The sequence below is a fragment of the Stenotrophomonas sp. YJH_SMC_138 genome, assembly GCF_059369855.1.
On the sequence record NZ_JCAFTB010000007.1, the window covers coordinates 46,135 to 62,369 of the forward strand.

13 protein-coding genes are annotated in these 16,235 nt (G+C 66.4%); 4 read left to right on the forward strand and 9 right to left on the reverse strand.

From position 1 onward, the window contains the following. Positions 1 to 5: 5 nt before the first annotated feature. The 4 genes from AC5P7I_RS15145 to AC5P7I_RS15160 all read right to left on the reverse strand — a co-directional run bounded on the left by AC5P7I_RS15145 (position 6) and on the right by AC5P7I_RS15160 (position 4,302). The gene (locus AC5P7I_RS15145; RefSeq protein ID WP_005409967.1) at positions 6 to 332 is read right to left on the reverse strand and encodes a thioredoxin family protein; all 327 of its coding nucleotides are present in this window, start codon (positions 330 to 332) and stop codon (positions 6 to 8) included. After that, positions 304 to 783: a flavodoxin gene (locus AC5P7I_RS15150; protein ID WP_041864216.1), complete on the reverse strand. Its 480-nt coding sequence runs from the start codon at positions 781 to 783 to the stop codon at positions 304 to 306. Before AC5P7I_RS15150 ends, AC5P7I_RS15145 begins: the two co-directional genes overlap by 29 nt. Positions 784 to 796: 13 nt before the next feature. Next, complete coding sequence (locus AC5P7I_RS15155) at positions 797 to 1,837, reverse strand: ribonucleotide-diphosphate reductase subunit beta (protein ID WP_262088206.1); 1,041 nt, start codon at positions 1,835 to 1,837, stop codon at positions 797 to 799. A gap of 101 nt (positions 1,838 to 1,938) precedes the next feature. After that, positions 1,939 to 4,302: a ribonucleoside-diphosphate reductase subunit alpha gene (locus AC5P7I_RS15160; protein ID WP_046431067.1), complete on the reverse strand. Its 2,364-nt coding sequence runs from the start codon at positions 4,300 to 4,302 to the stop codon at positions 1,939 to 1,941. A 433-nt stretch (positions 4,303 to 4,735) separates the two neighbouring features. Between AC5P7I_RS15160 and AC5P7I_RS15165 the strand changes: the two genes are divergently transcribed. Both AC5P7I_RS15165 and AC5P7I_RS15170 read left to right on the forward strand, forming a co-directional pair. After that, the gene (locus AC5P7I_RS15165) at positions 4,736 to 5,713 is read left to right on the forward strand and encodes a zinc-binding dehydrogenase (protein ID WP_046431070.1); all 978 of its coding nucleotides are present in this window, start codon (positions 4,736 to 4,738) and stop codon (positions 5,711 to 5,713) included. Between the two features lie 201 nt (positions 5,714 to 5,914). Then, positions 5,915 to 8,542: a TonB-dependent receptor gene (locus AC5P7I_RS15170; protein WP_262088207.1), complete on the forward strand. Its 2,628-nt coding sequence runs from the start codon at positions 5,915 to 5,917 to the stop codon at positions 8,540 to 8,542. 110 nt (positions 8,543 to 8,652) lie between these two features. On the opposite strand, the gene betT is transcribed toward AC5P7I_RS15170, so the two are convergent. The 4 genes from betT to AC5P7I_RS15190 all read right to left on the reverse strand — a co-directional run bounded on the left by betT (position 8,653) and on the right by AC5P7I_RS15190 (position 11,970). Continuing rightward, positions 8,653 to 10,632 (reverse strand): choline BCCT transporter BetT, encoded by a 1,980-nt coding sequence (gene betT, locus AC5P7I_RS15175; protein WP_014647441.1) that lies wholly within the window; start codon positions 10,630 to 10,632, stop codon positions 8,653 to 8,655. Positions 10,633 to 10,815: 183 nt separating this feature from the next. Further along, positions 10,816 to 11,196: a VOC family protein gene (locus AC5P7I_RS15180; protein WP_046431075.1), complete on the reverse strand. Its 381-nt coding sequence runs from the start codon at positions 11,194 to 11,196 to the stop codon at positions 10,816 to 10,818. Between the two features lie 97 nt (positions 11,197 to 11,293). Then, on the reverse strand, positions 11,294 to 11,617 hold the full coding sequence (locus AC5P7I_RS15185; protein WP_014647443.1) for a DMT family transporter: 324 nt from the start codon (positions 11,615 to 11,617) through the stop codon (positions 11,294 to 11,296). Next, a complete protein-coding gene (locus AC5P7I_RS15190) occupies positions 11,617 to 11,970 on the reverse strand; it encodes an SMR family transporter (RefSeq protein WP_010485170.1) in 354 nt (117 codons plus the stop codon). Before AC5P7I_RS15190 ends, AC5P7I_RS15185 begins: the two co-directional genes overlap by 1 nt. A 162-nt stretch (positions 11,971 to 12,132) precedes the next feature. On the opposite strand from AC5P7I_RS15190, the gene AC5P7I_RS15195 reads away from it, so the two are divergent. Further along, entirely contained in the window at positions 12,133 to 12,984 is an 852-nt protein-coding gene (locus AC5P7I_RS15195) for a LysR family transcriptional regulator (RefSeq protein ID WP_014647444.1), read from the forward strand. An 87-nt stretch (positions 12,985 to 13,071) separates the two neighbouring features. Here AC5P7I_RS15195 and AC5P7I_RS15200 read toward each other — a convergent pair whose 3' ends face one another. After that, positions 13,072 to 13,992, reverse strand: coding sequence for a M14 family metallopeptidase (locus AC5P7I_RS15200; protein ID WP_014647445.1), 921 nt, complete (start codon positions 13,990 to 13,992; stop codon positions 13,072 to 13,074). 131 nt (positions 13,993 to 14,123) lie between these two features. Between AC5P7I_RS15200 and AC5P7I_RS15205 the strand changes: the two genes are divergently transcribed. After that, a complete protein-coding gene (locus tag AC5P7I_RS15205; RefSeq protein ID WP_262088208.1) occupies positions 14,124 to 16,205 on the forward strand; it encodes a TonB-dependent receptor family protein in 2,082 nt (693 codons plus the stop codon). The last annotated feature ends 30 nt before the right edge of the window (positions 16,206 to 16,235 follow it).

Sequence of the window (16,235 nt, forward strand, 5' to 3'; positions counted from 1 at the left end):
CGGCTCTACAAATGCAACGCAATCGCGGCCTCGATCTGCTGCGGCGACTGGAACCCTGCCAGGCGGGTACGTTCGTCCCCGTCACGGAACAGCGAGAGCGTCGGCGTCTGCCGCAGCCCCAGTTCCCTGAAGAACGCCTCGCCCAGCACCTCCAGCTGCACGCGCAGCAGCGTGGTGCCCTGCCCCGCGACGCTGTTGGCCACCCGGTGCAGCGACATCTCCAGCATCCGGCACCCCGGGCACTGGTCCTTGTGGAAGTCCACCAGTACGCGCGGGTGTTCGGCCAGCAGCTGCTGGAACTGCTCAGGCGTGGTGGCGTCGATGATCTGCATCGCTGTTGCTCCAGTAATGGGCCAGGACCGCATCGGTCCAAGCCTCGATGGCCGCGGCATGGCGCTCGCCATGCGGCATCTGTTCGATCTCCAGCGGCGGATAGTCGCTGTGGAAGTAGCGGATCAGCCGGTGCACAGCACCGCAGTAGTACTCCTGCCCCCACTGTGTCTCGCCGGTACCGAACACCGCCAGCTGCCGCGGCCGCTCGCCGCGCTCGGCGATGCCAGCCACCCATGCCTTCATCTCCGAAGGCGTGCGGCCGGCGTTGTCGGTCCAGCAGCCCAGCAGCACCAGGTCGGCCTCGTCGGCCGCCAGGGACGGCGCCTGCTGCAGGTCGTCGGCCTCCTGCCAGTGCACGGCATGGCCTGCAGCGCGGCAACGCTCGGCAATCTGCCGGCCAAGCTCGCGGGTGTTGCCGCTCAGTGAGGCCACCACCAGCAGGATGCTCAGCGCCGTGCCGGACTCAGAGGTCGTCGAAGCCGTTATCGACGTTGGTCTTCTTGTAACTTGCATTGCGCATCTCGAAGAAGTCGGTCTTGGTCTCGGTGAAGTTGTCGGCGTAGGCCTTGATCCACGGCATCACGTTATCGGTGGTGTCGCTGTACAGGCGCTCGATGCCGAGCATGCCGGCCATCTTGTTGGCGCGGTACTTCACGTAGCGTGTCATTTCCTCCACATCGATGCCGTCGATGCCGTCCAGTACTTCCGCCGACCACTGGGTTTCCAGCTCGATGGCGTGCTCGAACGCCTGGTGCACATAGGCGGTCAGCTCGTTGGTCTGCAGCTCCGGGTTCTCGCCGATGATGGCGCGGATCAGCTCGCTGATGAACTTGGTATGGGCCAGTTCGTCGCGGTTGATGAAACTGATGATCTTGCCGGTGCCGGTCATGCGGTTCTGCCGCACCATGTTGTAGAAGTACGCAAATCCGGAATAGAAGTTGATGCCCTCCAGGATCGAGGACTGGATCAACGACTTCAACAGGGTCTCGGCGGTCTTCTCGCGCATGAAGTCGTCATACGCGCCCATGATCGGCGCGTTGCGCTTGATGATGGTCGGATGGGTGCGCGCCAGTTCAAATACGCGGTTCTGGTTCGGCAGGTCGGTGATCGAGGCCAGCACATAGCTGTAACTCTCGTTGTGGATCACTTCCTGCTGGCCGATGATCGCGGCATTGGCATGCGCGGCCGGGTCGGTGATGTACTCGGCCACGTTGTAGATGAAGCGCGTCTGCGGTGAGTCGAGCGTGGCCAGCAGGCCGATGATCGAGTCGTAGGCGTTCTTTTCGCGCCCGGACAGCTCGCCGTACTGGCGCGCATCGGCCTTCATGTCGACCTCGTCGGGGATCCAGAAGTTGGTCGACAGCTCCTTGTAGGCCCGATAGAACGACGGGTACGGGATGTCATTCCAGTTCAGGATCCCGCTGGTGCGGCCGTTGATGATGCCGGTGCTGCGGTTGGGATGGCGCGGTTCGAGGATCTTGATGCGGTCGAGGGGGGTTGCCATGGTCGTCTACCTTCGTATTACGTGCGTTGCAGATGTAGAGCCGAGCCCATGCTCGGCTGCTCTTCGCGTCGGAGCCGAGCGTGGGCTCGGCGCTACAGCGGTCAGCTGGCGCACCACTCGCATTCGCTGATGTCGATGTCGTTGGAGCGCACGTAGTACGTGGTCTTCAGGCCTTCACGCCAGGCGCTCAGGTGCAGCTCCAGCAGGGTGCTGGCGCGGATCGTGCTGGGCACGTACAGGTTGAAGCTGATCGACTGATCAACATGGCGCTGGCGACGCGCGTTCTGGCGCACGCTGGCGAACTGGTCGACCTTGTACGCCCCCTTCTCGTAGTACGGCCAGGTTTCCAGCGACAACCCCGGCGCTGCCACCGGCCGCCGGAAGTCCTTTTTTTCCTCGTAGTAGAACGCGCTGTAGATCGGGTCGATCGATGCGGTGGAACCGGCAATCTGCGCGGTGCTCATGTTCGGCGCCACCGCCAGCAGCCAGCCGTTGCGCAGGCCGTGCGTGGCGACCTCGCGCGCCAGGCTGTCCCATGCGGCGCCAGTGTAGTCGCGATCACGGAAGTAACGCCCGTTGTGCCAATCGCTGCCGGTGAACATCGGATAGCTGCCCTTTTCCTTCGCCAGTTGCGCGCTGGCCTGGATGGTCAGGAAATTGATGCGCTCATACAGGCGGTCGGCCAGTTGTTCGGCATCCGGTGAATCCCACTGGATCGCCTGCTGCGCCAGCAGGTGGTGCCAACCGAACGTACCCAGTCCGATGGCGCGGTACTTGCGGTTGGTGATCGTGGCCTGCGGCACCGGCAGTGCGTTGAGGTCGATCACGTTGTCCAGCATGCGCACCTGGATCGGGATCAGGCGCTCCAGCACATCGGTGGCCAGCAGGTCATCCGGCGCATGGATCGCGCGGCCGAGGTTGATCGAAGACAGGTTGCAGACCACGAAGTCGCCGGCGCGGCGTGTGGTGACGATCTGGTCGCCGCTGACGATCTCCTGGATCATCCGCGTCGGGCTCATGTTCTGCAGGATCTCGGTGCACAGGTTGCTGGAATAGATCATGCCGGCGTGCTTGTTCGGGTTACGGCGGTTGACCTCGTCGCGGTAGAACAGGAACGGGTTGCCGGTCTCCAGCTGGCTGAGCATGATGCGCTTGAACAGATCGATCGCCTTCACCGTGCGCCGGCTGATGCGCTCGTCGGCCACCAGTTCGGCGTAGCGGTCGCGGAAGCTGCCCGCGCCGCGCTTCTCGTCGTAGAAGTCCTGCAGGTACCAGCCCTTGGCCTGCTTCACCTCGTGCGGGTCGAACAGGTACCAGTCGGCACGGCGTTCGACTGCTTCCATGAACAGGTCCGGCACGCACACCGAGGTGAACACATCATGCGCGCGCAGGCGCTGGTCGCCGTTGTTGAGGCGCAGGTCCATGAAGGCTTCGATGTCGCGGTGCCAGATGTCCAGGTACACCGCCACCGCGCCCTTGCGCTGGCCAAGCTGGTCGACCGACACTGCGGTGTTGTTGAGCTGCTTGATCCATGGCACCACGCCGCCGGAGGAATTGGGCACGCCCCGTATCGGCGCGCCGCTGCTGCGCACATAGCCCAGATAGGCACCCACGCCGCCGCCGTGCTTGGACACGCGGGCGATGTCGGTATTGGAGTCATAGATGCCCTGCAGGCTGTCGTCCACCGTGTCGATGAAGCAACTGGACAGTTGCCCCCCGACCTTGCCGGCGTTGGCCAGGGTCGGCGTGGCCACCGTCATGTACAGGTTGGACAGCGCCCAGTACGCCTCGCCGACCAGCTGCATGCGCCGCTCGCGCGGCTTTTCTTCCTGCATGAGGTACAGCGCGATGGTCAGCCAACGCTCCTGCGGCAGCTCATAGACCTCGCGGCTGCGGTCGCTGGCCAGATAGCGCGTGGCCAGCAGGTACAGGCCGTTGTAGGCGAACAGGCGGTCGCGTTCCGGGTCGATCATCCCGCCGGCCTGCTGCAGTTCTTCCTTCGAGTAGCAGCGCAGGATGTCGTTGCTGTAGATGCCGCGGTCAGCCAGGCTTTCCTGCAGGCCCACGTAGGAGCCGTACTTCAGGCCGACATCGTAGAAGCGGTTGCGGCTGGCACGCTTGTACAGGCGGCGCAGGTAGATGCGCGCGGCAAACTGCTCCCACTCCGGCGCGACCAGGTCCACGCGCGATTCGGCCTCGCGGATCAGCAGATCGACCAGGTCATCGGCGCTGATGCTGGGCTTGCGCTCGACCATTGCCTGCACCACGCGGCGGTAGTCGCTCACATCCAGCTGCGGGAACTCGGCGTGCACCGCATCGATGCTGCGCTGCAGTCGCCCGGCGTCGAATGGCAGGCGGCGGTTGCCGGCCTCCTTGGTGATCCAGGTCGGCACGCGCTCGCCACCGGCGCGCAAGGCGTCGCCAGCGCCGGCCAGATCGGCCACGCGGAAGGTACTGTCGGTCATGGTGGTGAAGCTCCAGGCTCGCACGCGCGTTGGCGGTCGATGCCATGGCGGCCCTGCACGCGATACCGGCGCACGGGGCGGTCGGGGTGGGATGCCAAAGCGCGGGAACACCAGATCGTCGGCAACAGCCTGCGCCTGCGGCCGGTATCCGGGCCGTGGGGGCGATCTGGGTCCGCACGATGGCGGCCGCGTCGACACGGCAAGCCTTCAGGGGCGGGCCGCGGGACGTTTGCTGCGTGTCCGGCGGCGGCGGCTGACCGGGAGTGACGACCACAACATAGTGGGGATAATCGGAACCGTCAACACAAGATGCGGCAATCACGACATGCCGCGACGATCAGTCGCAGGATGCCGTGTTGCACCTGCGGCGCCTTGTCGACAGCGCCTGCGTCCCCAGTTCGGTACAACATCAACTTTCCGCGGAACACCGCCCATGCGCGCTGCCCAGTACCCTTCCTTCGGCAACCCGGCCGACGTCCTCGCCATTGCCGATGCCACCCTCCCCGAGCCCGGCCCCGGCGAGGTGCGCATCCGCACCGTGCTGGCCTCGATCCACAATCACGACCTGCTGACCGTGCGCGGCCTCTACGGCTACAAGCCGACACTGCCGGCGATCGGTGGCAGTGAAGCATTGGGCGTGGTCGATGCACTCGGCGAAGGCGTCGACGGCCTGCAGATCGGCCAGCGGGTGGCCGCCGCCTCGGTGCATGGCACCTGGGCCGAAGCGTTCATTGCACCGGCACGCATGGTGATTCCGATGCCCGAGGCGATCCCCGACGAAATGGCCGCGCAGCTGATCGCCATGCCGCTGAGCGCGCTGATGCTGCTGGAATTCCTGCACGTCGAAGCAGGCCAGTGGATCGTGCAGAACACCGCCAATGGCGCGGTGGGCAAGTCGCTGGCGATGCTGGCGCGGGCGCGTGGCGTGCATGTGGCCAACCTGGTGCGCAATGCCGATGCCGTCGCGCAACTGCAGGCGCTGGGTATCGATCATGTGTTCGACACCTCGGTGGAGGGTTGGAAGGATCGCGTGCGTGAAGCGACTGGCGAAGCACAGGCCGCGGCCGCGGTGGATTCCATCGGCGGCGACGCCAGCGGTGACCTGGTCGACCTGCTCGGCCACCACGGCACGCTGGTGTCGTTCGGGGTGATGAGCGGCGAGCCGATGCGCATTCCCGCCGGTGGCCTGATCTACAAGGAGGCCACGGTGAAGGGCTTCTGGGGCAGCAAAGTCAGCCAGGCGATGGCGGTGGAGGACAAGCGCCGGCTGGTCGGCGAGCTGCTGAAGCGTGCGGCCAGCGGCGAACTGACCCTGCCGGTGGAGCAGATCTTCGCACTGGACGACATTACCCAGGCAGCGAAGGCGGGCGCCGGTTCGGGCCGCAATGGCAAGGTGCTGCTGCGGCCTTGAGGGTAGGACAACCGGGGTCAGATCCCTTTCCGCTGGAAAGGGATCTGACCCCCAGGAGGAGTGCGGACCAACGGTCCGCACCCACCGAGTCAGTTCGTTAAGAACCTGTGATGTATAACTGAATGCGCTTTCGTCATTGGAAGGCGTACTTGCCTGCATGCGGTACTGACGGCTCCTCCCCCGTTCGGCGTTGTCGCTTCCATGTACCGCACCACCCTGAACCTGCTTGCCGGCGCGATCGCGCTGGGCCTCACCGCCGGCGCTGCCGGCGCCGCTGAAACCGCCGATGCCGGCAAGGACAGCACCACCCTGGGCACCGTGCTGGTGACCGGCTCCAACATCAAGCGCAGCGACACCGCCGGGCCGAACCCGGTGCAGATCGTCAGCCGCGAACAGATCGAGCAGACCGGTCGCTCCACCCTCACCGACGTGCTGCGCAACCTGTCGGCCAATGCCGGCAACAGTTTCGACGAGCAGTACACCGGCAGCTTCGCCGCCGGTTCTGCATCGATCGGCCTGCGCGGCCTGTCGCCGAAGAACACGCTGGTGCTGGTCAACGGCTATCGCGTGTCCAACTTCGGCTTTGCGCTCAACACGCAGGACACCTTCGTTGACCTCAACGCGCTGCCGATCAGCGCAGTGGAACGCATCGAAGTGCTGAAGGATGGCGCCTCGGCGGTGTACGGTTCCGATGCCATCGCCGGCGTCATCAACATCATCCTGCGAAAGAACTTCCAGGGCGTGGAAGTCGGCGGCGGCTTCGGTACCGCCACCCAGGGCGGCCTCGATGAGCACAAGGCCAACCTGCTGGCCGGCTTCGGTGATCTCGAACAGCAGGGCTGGAACGTGCTGTTCGGGTTGGACCTGCTCAAGCGTGATCGCCTCGACGCCGACCAGCGTGCCTACACCCGCAGCGGCGATTTCCGCGACAAGCCCGGTGGCCGCCTGGCCGGCTGGTCCACCGCCGGTGGCAACTGGCTGTCCAACCCGCGCGCACCGCAACCGTTCGCCAACTGCCCGGATGGCAGCCAGCTGCGCCCGTACAGCGATTTCGGCAGCACCCTGCCCGGCCAGGCCTGCGCCTTCAACGCCCAGCCGTTCAAGACCCTGCAGCCCGGCGCCGAGCGCCTGCAGGCGTCGTTGAGCGCGACCTACCGCTTCAACGACAGCGTCGAAGCCTTCGCCGACGTACTGTACAGCCACAACAAGGCCGACCAGATCTTCAGCGCGCCGCTCACCGTCGGCCCGGGCCTGCGTGCCTACAACCCGGCCACCGGCACCCTGATCGACGTGCCGGCGGTGCTGCCGGTGGGCCACCCGAACAACCCGGGCAGCGCGCCGCTGCCGTTCGAGTACACCTTCTTCGATCTCGGCCCGCGCCTGAAGGACAACACCCAGGTGTTCTACCGTGCCCTGGCCGGCGTGCGTGGCAGTGGCGAGCGCTGGGACTGGGAAGCGGCGGCGCTGACCTCGCAGAGCGCGCAGCGCGAGTACGTCGACAATTTCGTCAACCGCTACGCGTTCGAACAGATCCTGCGCGATGGCAGCTACAACTTCCTTAATCCGTCCAGCACGCCGGGCGCGTTGGATGCACTGCGCCTGCAGACCAAGCGGCCAGGCTGGTACAAGCTGCACGCGTTGAACGTCAAGGCCTCGACCTCGCTGTGGGACCTCCCGGCCGGTGCGGTCGGCTTCGCCTGGGGTGCCGAGTTCCGCAAGGAGTCACTGGATGCGCGCACCAGCGCACAGGTGCTGTCGGGCACCGAACTGCGCCCGGCCATCAACGTGGTCAACGGCGAGCGCCAGGTCAGCGCCGCCTACGCCGAATTGAGCGTGCCGCTGCACCGCACGCTTGAGCTGCAGGTGGCTGGTCGCGGCGACCACTACGATGATTTCGGCAAGGCGTTCTCGCCGAAGCTGGCGCTGCGCTGGCAGCCGTTGGACAGCCTGCTGCTGCGCGGTTCGTTCTCGCGCGGCTTCCGCGCCCCCTCGCTGCCGGAAATCGCGCCAGGCCAGACCGTCAGCTACGGCTCGGTGATCGATCCGCTGGATCCGCTGCAGCCCGGTGGCAGCCGTGGCGTGACCAACATCCGCACCGGCAACCCGGACCTGAAGGCCGAACGCTCGCGCAACTTCAACGTGGGCGCGGTGTGGTCGCCGGATGGCGATACCAGCATCGGCCTGGACTGGTACCGCATCGAGCAGGACAACCTGGTCAAGCCGGACAGCGCGCAGTTCATCGTCGACAACCCGACGCTGTTCCCCGGCCGTGTACAGCGTGATGCGCAGGGGCGCATCCAGTTCATCACCAACCAGTACGCCAACCAGGGCGAACTGACCACCTCCGGGCTGGACCTGGACGCCAACCACACCTTCCGCACCGAGGGCTGGGGCAACTTCACCGTGGCCGGCAGCTGGACCCACCTGCTGAGCTTCAAGCAACCGCTGGTAGCCGGTCAGGCGCCGTATGAGGGGGCTGGCAACAATCGCCACGGCGCGTTGCCGCGTACGCGCGGCACCACCTCGCTGAACTGGGCGGTGGGCGACTGGAGCAGCACGCTGAGCCTGCAGTACGTGAGCGGCTACGACCAGCGCGTGGCGACGGCCACCAGCAATCCGGGCCTGCGCGACCGCGTCAAGCCGTATCACCAGCTGGACCTGTACGTGGCCTACGAAGGCATTCCCAACACCACGCTGTCGCTGTCGGTGCTGAACCTGACCGACAAGGACCCGCCGTTCGACCCGGCCGGCGGCTCCAACGGTTTCGACATCAGCCAGTACAACCTGCGCGGGCAGTTCGTTTCGCTGGGCGCGCGCTACCGGTTCTGATGCGCCACCTGTAGAGCCGAGCCCGTGCTCGGCTGCTCTTCGGCAACAGGAAGCCGAGCATGGGCTCGGCTCTGCTGGGGTGTGCGGACCAACGGTCCGCACCCACCGCATCACCGGCTCAGGTGCAGGAACTGCAGGTGCCGTTCGTACTGGCTGATGATGTCGTTGATGATCTGCTTGCGGCTGTAGCCGACCAGGTCGTAGTCCTGGCTGCCTTCGAACAGATGCACTTCCGCGCGGTAGTAGCGCTGGTTGCGCAGCTGCTGCGCGGCGAACGACGGGGTCAGGTAGCCACTCAGGATCACCCGGTACAGGAAATCCTGCTGCTCGCCATGGTTCACCGTCAGCTCCATGTCGCCGGCCTCGAAGCGCGTGGCCACGTCCCAGCCCTGCCCGCGCAGCTGTTCGGCCACCGCTTCCATCGCCGGCTTCACCGTGTCATCCATGAAGCGGTAGACCTGGTCGCGCACCGGGAAGTGCATGGCCTGGCTCAGGCGCTGGCGCCAGCCCTGATGGTGGCGATCGTCACCGATCAGCGGCGAGGGCCGGTACTGCAGCGCGCGCTTGCGGTGCGATTCGTCACTGAAGGCGCGGGTCAGGCCCCACATCATCAGCAGCAGCACCGCCGAGAACGGCAGCGAGGCCAATACCACCGCCGATTTCAGTGCATCGATGCTGCCGGCCAGCAGCAGCCCGGCGGTCAGCACCGCGATCACCGTGCCCCAGAACACGCGCAGCCAGCGCGGACCATCATCCTCCGGCGCGCCGCCGTGCGAGGACAGCGTGGACAACACCACCGCCCCCGAATCAGCCGACGTCACGAAGAAGATGAAGCTGACCAGCACGGTCACCGCGATCACCGTGCGGCTCCACGGGTAGCCATCCAACAGTGCATACAGCACGGTCGGTGGGTCATCCACCGCCAGCTGCGCCAGCTGCTGCTGGCCGTGGTGCAGCACCTGGTCCAGCGCGCTGTTGCCGAAGATCGACAGCCAGGCCAGGGTGAAGCCCAGCGGGATCAGCAGCACGCCGAACACGAATTCGCGGATGGTGCGGCCACGCGAGATGCGCGCGATGAACAGGCCGACGAACGGCGCCCAGCCGATCCACCAGGCCCAATAGAACACCGTCCAACCGCCCAGCCATTCCGGCCGGCCGCCATAGGCGTACACATCGAAACTCTTGCCAACCACGCTGCCCAGGTAGTCGCCCAGGTTCTGCATCAGCGTACTCAGCAGGTACTGGGTGGGGCCGGCGCACAGCATGAACAGCACCAGCGCGATCGCCAGCAGCATGTTGATGTTGGCCATCCAGCGCACGCCCTTCTCCACGCCTGAAACCGCGACGGCCACCGCCGCGCCCATCATGCTGACCACCAGGATGATCTGCACCAGGTTGGAGTGCGGGATGTTGAACAGGTGCGACAGGCCCGCGTTGAGGTGCAGCACGCCGAAGCCCATGTCGGCGCCGATGCCGAATACGGTGGCGACAATGCCCAGCGCGTCCACGGTGTAGCCGATCGGCCCGTTGATGCGCTTGCCGATCAGCGGATACAGCGCCGAGCGCAGCGCCAGCGGCAGGTTGTGGCGATAGGCGAAGTAGGCCATCGCCATCGCTGCGAGTGCGAACACGCCCCAGCCATGCAGGCCCCAGTGCAGGAAGAGCAGCTGCATGGCCTGGCGCGCCCCGGCCTCGCCTGCGGCCGGATCGCCCTGCGGCGGCTGCAGGTAGTGGGTCAGCGGTTCGGAGACGCAGAAGAAGAACAGGGTGATGCTGATGCCGGCGGCGAACAGCATGCCGGCCCAGGAAAGATAGCTGAACTCCGGCTCATCATGGTCGGCGCCGAGCTTGATGCCGCCATACTTGGACAGCGCCACACCGACCACGAACACCAGGTACAGGGTCATCGCCAGCAGGTAGTACCAGCCGACATTGAGTGCGGCCCAGTCCTGCGCCTTGACCAGCAGGCGGCCCGCACCGAGCGGAAACAGGCTGACGAACAGCGCGAACGCCACGACAACGATCGCCGCGAAGGCGAACACAGGCCGAAGGGTGCGCACCGGGGATTGTTGCGGCTCCAGTACATCCATGGGGCGGCGTTCTCCGGTAGATCAAAGGGTTAGCCGCCCAATTCTGGCTGAACCGCAGTGGACAGAGCATGAAGTTGCGGCCTGTGGTCACAGGCCCGGCCCACCATTCCGTGTTATCACGCGCGCGCCGGAGCGCAACCTTGCCCGCGCGGGCCGCGGCGCGGCCACGCGCATCCTGTCCGATCACGACATTACATGCACCGCACACAGCTTGTTGCCATCCGGGTCACGCAGATAGGCCAGAAACACCTGCCGACCGGACATGTTGCGGACGCCGGGCGGATCTTCGATTGCGGTACCACCGTGAGCCACGCCAGCTTCCTGCCAGGCACGCACGGCCTCTGCACTGCCCAGACTGAAACCGATGGTGCCGCCGTTGGCATGGCACGCTGGCTGCCCATCGATCGGCGCGGTCACGCCGAACATCCGCCCATCCTTGAAGTACAGCAGCCGACCCTTTTCGTCGAACACACCCGGACGTGCCCCCATCGCGGCGAACAGGGCATCGTAGAAGCGATGCGCGACGTCCATGTCGTTCGTTCCAACGGTGATGTGGCTGAACATGCGGGCACTCCTTGTGGAAAGCCGCAGTGTCGGCGAGCGCGGGCGACTTCGCAAATCGCCCGCACCGGTGCCGCCACGCCCGCGAAAAGACCCGTTGCTACTTGGCGGTGCTGAGCAGCAGCACCGCCGCAGTGACCAGACCGATGCCGATCCAACCGATCGGACGCAGGCGGTTGCCGAACAACAGGCGTCCGCAGGTGGCGGTTCCGATCACGCCGATCGCACCCCACATCGCATAGGCGGTGGCCAGGTCCATGTAACGCACCGCCTGGCCCAGCAGGGCGAAGGCGATCCAGACCATGACGATCGCAGCGACACCCCAGCGCCAGCGGCGGAAGCCTTCCGACTTGGCCACCATCATGTTCGCGGCGACATCGATCAGCGCCGAACAGATCACGAAAAACAGAGCCAGGGTATTCATCAGTGTGCCTCCCCGAGGGTGACGCAGACGATGCCCACCACCGCCAGCACCAGGCCGGCCAGCTGCTGCAGTGACAGGCTCTCGCCGAACACGGTGAGGCCGACCACGGTCAGCAGGGTCAGGCCCAGGCCTTCCCACACCGCGTAGGCCACGCCCACCGCGATGCGACGCACCGACTGCGCCAGGAAGAAGTAGGACAGCGCCAGCGCACCGGCCATGATCAGATAACCGGTCCAGCCGCCATCGCGGGCGGCGTGGGCCATGAACGAGGTGCCGACCACTTCGGCGACGATCGCCACGGTCAGGCAGGCCCAGGCGACCAGCGCGCCACGGGCGGGAACAGTACGGGACATGTGAAACTCCTTGCAGGACGGGGACCGCGCCGCCTCATCAATGGATCCACGCCGCGCGTGGAGGGTCCGGAACGCCCCTCGCAGACAGGGGCGACGGGGGTTAGTATCATCGCCTTTTACGGTGGTATCAAAATGGATTCCATCGACAGGAGCGATGGATCAATGCCCTATTCCCCTGAATCCCTACAGGCCTTCGTGGAAGCCGCCGCGCTGGGCTCGTTCTCGGCCGCGGCACGCCGGCTGGGCAAGACCCAGTCGACGGTCAGCACCGCCATTGCCCACCTGGAAGCCGACCTCGGCGTGAGCCTGTTCGACCGCAGCGGGCGCTACCCGCGGCTGACCGAGGCCGGGCGCCAGGTGCTGGGCCACGCACAGGAGATCCTGGCCGCCGATGCGCGCCTGCAGCAGTTGAGCGTGCGCCTGTCCGCGCCGGTCGAGCCGCGCCTGACCGTGGTGTTTTCCGATGTCTACCAGCTGGATCCGGAGCAGCGGATCCTGCAGCGCTTCGCCGAAGCGTTCCCGGAGATCGAGCTGGAGTGGCTGGATGCCGAAGGCGAGGACGTGCTGGAACGGGTGAGCGGCGGCCGCGCCGCGCTGGGCCTGCTGCCCAGGCAGGAGCGCTATCCCGATGGGCTGGTGGCGCGGCCGCTGGCGCACCACAGCGAGTTGTCGGTGTACGTGGCGCGCGGACACCCGCTGGCCAGCGCCGGGCGCCGCGCCGCCGCACAACTGGCACGGCATCGGCAGGTGCGCCTGAGCGCGGAAGTCGATCAGACCCGCTTGGTCACCGGCCTCGCGTGGACCGCCACCGATTACCTGATGGTGATGGAGATGGCCGAGGACGGCATCGGCTGGGCCGAACTGCCGCGGGCGCTGGTGCAGCGCTATGACCGTGGGCGGCTGGTGGAACTGGTGCTGCCGGGCTGGCCGCGGCGCATCCACAGCGACCTGCTGTGGCGACGCGACACGCCGCCAGGCCCAGCCGCACTCTGGTGGGCCGACGCGTTGGGGTGAAAAAGGGGACGGAGGGGATTAAGTCGTTTGTGCCCCGGCGGTACTGGGGCACAAACGACTTAATCCCCTCCGTCCCCTTTTTATCTGTCAGCGATGGGCGAGCGCGTAATCCAGTGCCGCGCACACCGCTGCCACCTGTGCGTCGTTGCACTGCTGCGGGGTTGCCCGCGGGCTGTCCGGGTAGACCTCGGTGGTGGTGGTGTACTTCGCGCCGGTAATGCCGGCGCACAGGCCCAGCTTTACCAGCGGATACTCGATCACGCCGTGGGCGATCACCGGCGAACCGATGATCTCGCCTTTGTCGTCGGCGGGGGCGATATGGGTGACCTTCTCCACGGCGGCAATGACCGCCTGCTGGAAGGCCGGCTGCGGGGCCTCGCTGTCATCCACCAGGTAGAAGCCATCCGGAATCAGGCCCGGCTCGAACGGCTTGCCATCACGCGCGGCCAGCGCCGGGCGGAACTCGCTTTCATCACTGTCGGTGGTCTCGTGCAGGTCGATGTGCAGCACGAACTGGCCCTTGATCGGTGCAACCAGCTCGATCAGCGCGGTCGACTCGCGGGCCGGGCCATCGGCGCGGAAGTTGCGGTTCGGGTCGATCGCATCGAAGTTCCAGCGGTTGATGCGCTCGAAGCCCCACGGATTCACGCACGGCGCCACCAGCAGGTTGGCCTTGCCGGCATAGTCGGCGGCGTGCTTTTCGAGGAACTCCAGCGCGCCCATCACGCCACTGGTCTCATAGCCGTGCACGCCACCGGTAACCAGCGCGGCGGGCAGCGCCGGGTTCCAGTCGCGGCTGCGCAGGGCGAACAACGTATAGGTCTCGCCAGCGTAGTCGAGCCGGCCATAGGCCACCTTGTCGAAACGCGAGGCCAGCGCCTCGATGCGCGGCAGCACCTCCTGGTCATAGCGACGCAGGCGCTGCTGGCGACCACGCCACAGCTCCCGTTCCGCCGCTCCCCACGGCTGGCCAGGGGTTCCGACGGGGTAGAAGGCGGCTTGGGACATGGCGGATCTCGGCGAGTCAGGAAGCAATCGCCCATTTTACCACCGGGGCAACGGCATGAACCCGACGCGCATTCCATTGGCGAATGGAATCAGCAATAATTCTCATTTACGACCTTCCACAGCCTGCACCGATGCCCATCCACGCCCTGCAACCGGCCCGCCTGCCCCTGGCCGCCGCCCTCACCCTGTGCCTGCTTCCGGCCGCCAGCGTCTTCGCCCAGGACGGCGCTACCACGCTCGACAGCATCCAGGTCTCTGGCAGCTGGCTGGGTACCGGCCTGCATGACAGCGTGAAGCGCTTCGCCGGCGCGCGCACGGTGGTCGACCGCCAGCGCATCGAGGCCAGCGGCGCGGCCAGCATCGGCGATGCCATGCGCCGCATCCCCGGCGTGCAGGTCACCGACAACTCCGGTACGGCCGGCAGCTCGGTCTCGCTGAACATCGGCGTGCGCGGCCTGACCGGGCGCTACTCGCCGCGCTCGACCGTACTGCTGGACGGCGTACCGCTGGCGGTGGCGCCGTATGGTCAGCCGCAGCTGTCGTTCGCGCCGACCAGCCTGTCCAACATCGAATCGATCGACGTGGTGCGCGGCGGCGGCGCGGTGCGCTACGGCCCGCAGAACGTGGGCGGCATCATCAACTTCAGCACCCGCGCCATTCCCACCGAGGCAGGCCTGCACGGCGAAGCGGGCGTGCGCTACACCGCCTACGACCATGGCGGCGGTGACAGCACCCAGTACAACGCCTTCCTCGGCGGTACCGGCGACAACGGCCTGGGCGCGGCCCTGCTGTACTCCGGCCAGGACGGGCGTGGCTGGCGCCAGGGCAGCGATGACCGCTTCAACGACCTGGCGCTGAAGTTCGCCTATGCCATCGACGCGCAGCAGGAACTGCGTGCCAAGCTGTCGTACTACGATGTGCGCTCGCTGACCCCGGGCGGCCTGACCCGCGCCCAGTACGAGGCCGACCCGTTCCAGAACACCCGCTCCACCGATTTCTGGAAGGGCCACCGCACCGGCATCGACCTGGGCTACACCAACACGCTGTCGGCCAACAGCGAATTCGAGGTGCTGGCCTATTACAACGAAAGCAGCCGCGCCAGCTCGCTGATCAACGCGGCCAATACCCAGTTGACCGTGCAGCCGCGCGATTACCGCGTGCTTGGCATCGAGCCGCGCTATACCCAGCGCCTGCATTGGGGCAGCACGGTGCACGACATCACCGCCGGCTACCGCTTCCTGCGCGAACGGGGCAACGACCGCAGCTACACCGTCAGCCGCCGCACCGGCGTGGCCAGTGCCACCACCCGTTTCGACAACGCGACCGATGCCCATGCGTTCTACATCGACGACCGCATCGCGATCGGCCAGTGGCGGATCACCCCGGGCGTGCGCATGGAATGGATCGACATGGACCGCCGCCAGGCCGGTGGCACGGCGACCTTCAGCAGCCTCAACGACAAGGCCCTGCCCTCGCTCAACATCGCCTACCTGCTGACGCCGCGGCTGACTGTGTTCGGCAACTACACCACCTCGTTCGGGCCGGTGCAGAACATCCAGCTGAATTCCCAGACCGCCAGCAATCCGCTCAAACCGGAAGTGGCAAAGACCGCCGAACTGGGCGCGCGCTGGCAGGACGGCGCACTGCGCGCGGAAGTGACCGTGTTCAAGATGCGCTTCGACAACCAGATCCTGCAGGTGCCGGGGATCACCCCACCGACCTTCCAGAACATCGGCGCCACCGACCACAAGGGCGTGGAGAGCGCGCTGGAGTACCACTTCGCCGAGGACAGTGCGCTGGCCGGGCTGGAGCTGTACGCCAACTACACCTGGACCCAGGCGATCCAGCAGTCCGGTGACAACCGCGGCCTGGACGTGCCCTTCTACTCGCGCGACACCGACAGCGTCGGCGCCCGCTACGCACTGGCCGGCTGGACCTTCAATGTCTCCAGCACCCACCAGAGCGGCCAGTTCTCCGATGCCGCCAACACCTGGGAAGAAACCGCTGACGCGCGCGTGGGCCGCGTGCCGGGCGTGCGCCTGTGGAACGCGCAGGTGGCCTGGCAGGTGCCGGGGCTGGACGACAGCGAGATCGCGCTGGGCGTGAACAACCTGACCGACAAGCGCTGGTACACCCGCAACGTCGATGGCAACGCCGGCCGCATGGTGGCCGCGCCACGCACCTTCTACGTGCAGGGCCGCTACCGCTTCTGACGCGGTAACCGCCCGATGCAGTGACGGCGG

What these genes read in the sequence shown, in the direction of transcription:
- AC5P7I_RS15145 (WP_005409967.1), bottom strand. Translation starts at nt 332, where the DNA reads ATGCAGATCATCGACGCCACCACGCCTGAGCAGTTCCAGCAGCTGCTG.
- AC5P7I_RS15155 (WP_262088206.1), bottom strand. Translation starts at nt 1,837, where the DNA reads ATGGCAACCCCCCTCGACCGCATCAAGATCCTCGAACCGCGCCATCCC.
- AC5P7I_RS15160 (WP_046431067.1), bottom strand. Translation starts at nt 4,302, where the DNA reads ATGACCGACAGTACCTTCCGCGTGGCCGATCTGGCCGGCGCTGGCGAC.
- AC5P7I_RS15165 (WP_046431070.1), top strand. Translation starts at nt 4,736, where the DNA reads ATGCGCGCTGCCCAGTACCCTTCCTTCGGCAACCCGGCCGACGTCCTC.
- AC5P7I_RS15170 (WP_262088207.1), top strand. Translation starts at nt 5,915, where the DNA reads ATGTACCGCACCACCCTGAACCTGCTTGCCGGCGCGATCGCGCTGGGC.
- betT (WP_014647441.1), bottom strand. Translation starts at nt 10,632, where the DNA reads ATGGATGTACTGGAGCCGCAACAATCCCCGGTGCGCACCCTTCGGCCT.
- AC5P7I_RS15180 (WP_046431075.1), bottom strand. Translation starts at nt 11,196, where the DNA reads ATGTTCAGCCACATCACCGTTGGAACGAACGACATGGACGTCGCGCAT.
- AC5P7I_RS15185 (WP_014647443.1), bottom strand. Translation starts at nt 11,617, where the DNA reads ATGAATACCCTGGCTCTGTTTTTCGTGATCTGTTCGGCGCTGATCGAT.
- AC5P7I_RS15190 (WP_010485170.1), bottom strand. Translation starts at nt 11,970, where the DNA reads ATGTCCCGTACTGTTCCCGCCCGTGGCGCGCTGGTCGCCTGGGCCTGC.
- AC5P7I_RS15195 (WP_014647444.1), top strand. Translation starts at nt 12,133, where the DNA reads ATGCCCTATTCCCCTGAATCCCTACAGGCCTTCGTGGAAGCCGCCGCG.
- AC5P7I_RS15200 (WP_014647445.1), bottom strand. Translation starts at nt 13,992, where the DNA reads ATGTCCCAAGCCGCCTTCTACCCCGTCGGAACCCCTGGCCAGCCGTGG.
- AC5P7I_RS15205 (WP_262088208.1), top strand. Translation starts at nt 14,124, where the DNA reads ATGCCCATCCACGCCCTGCAACCGGCCCGCCTGCCCCTGGCCGCCGCC.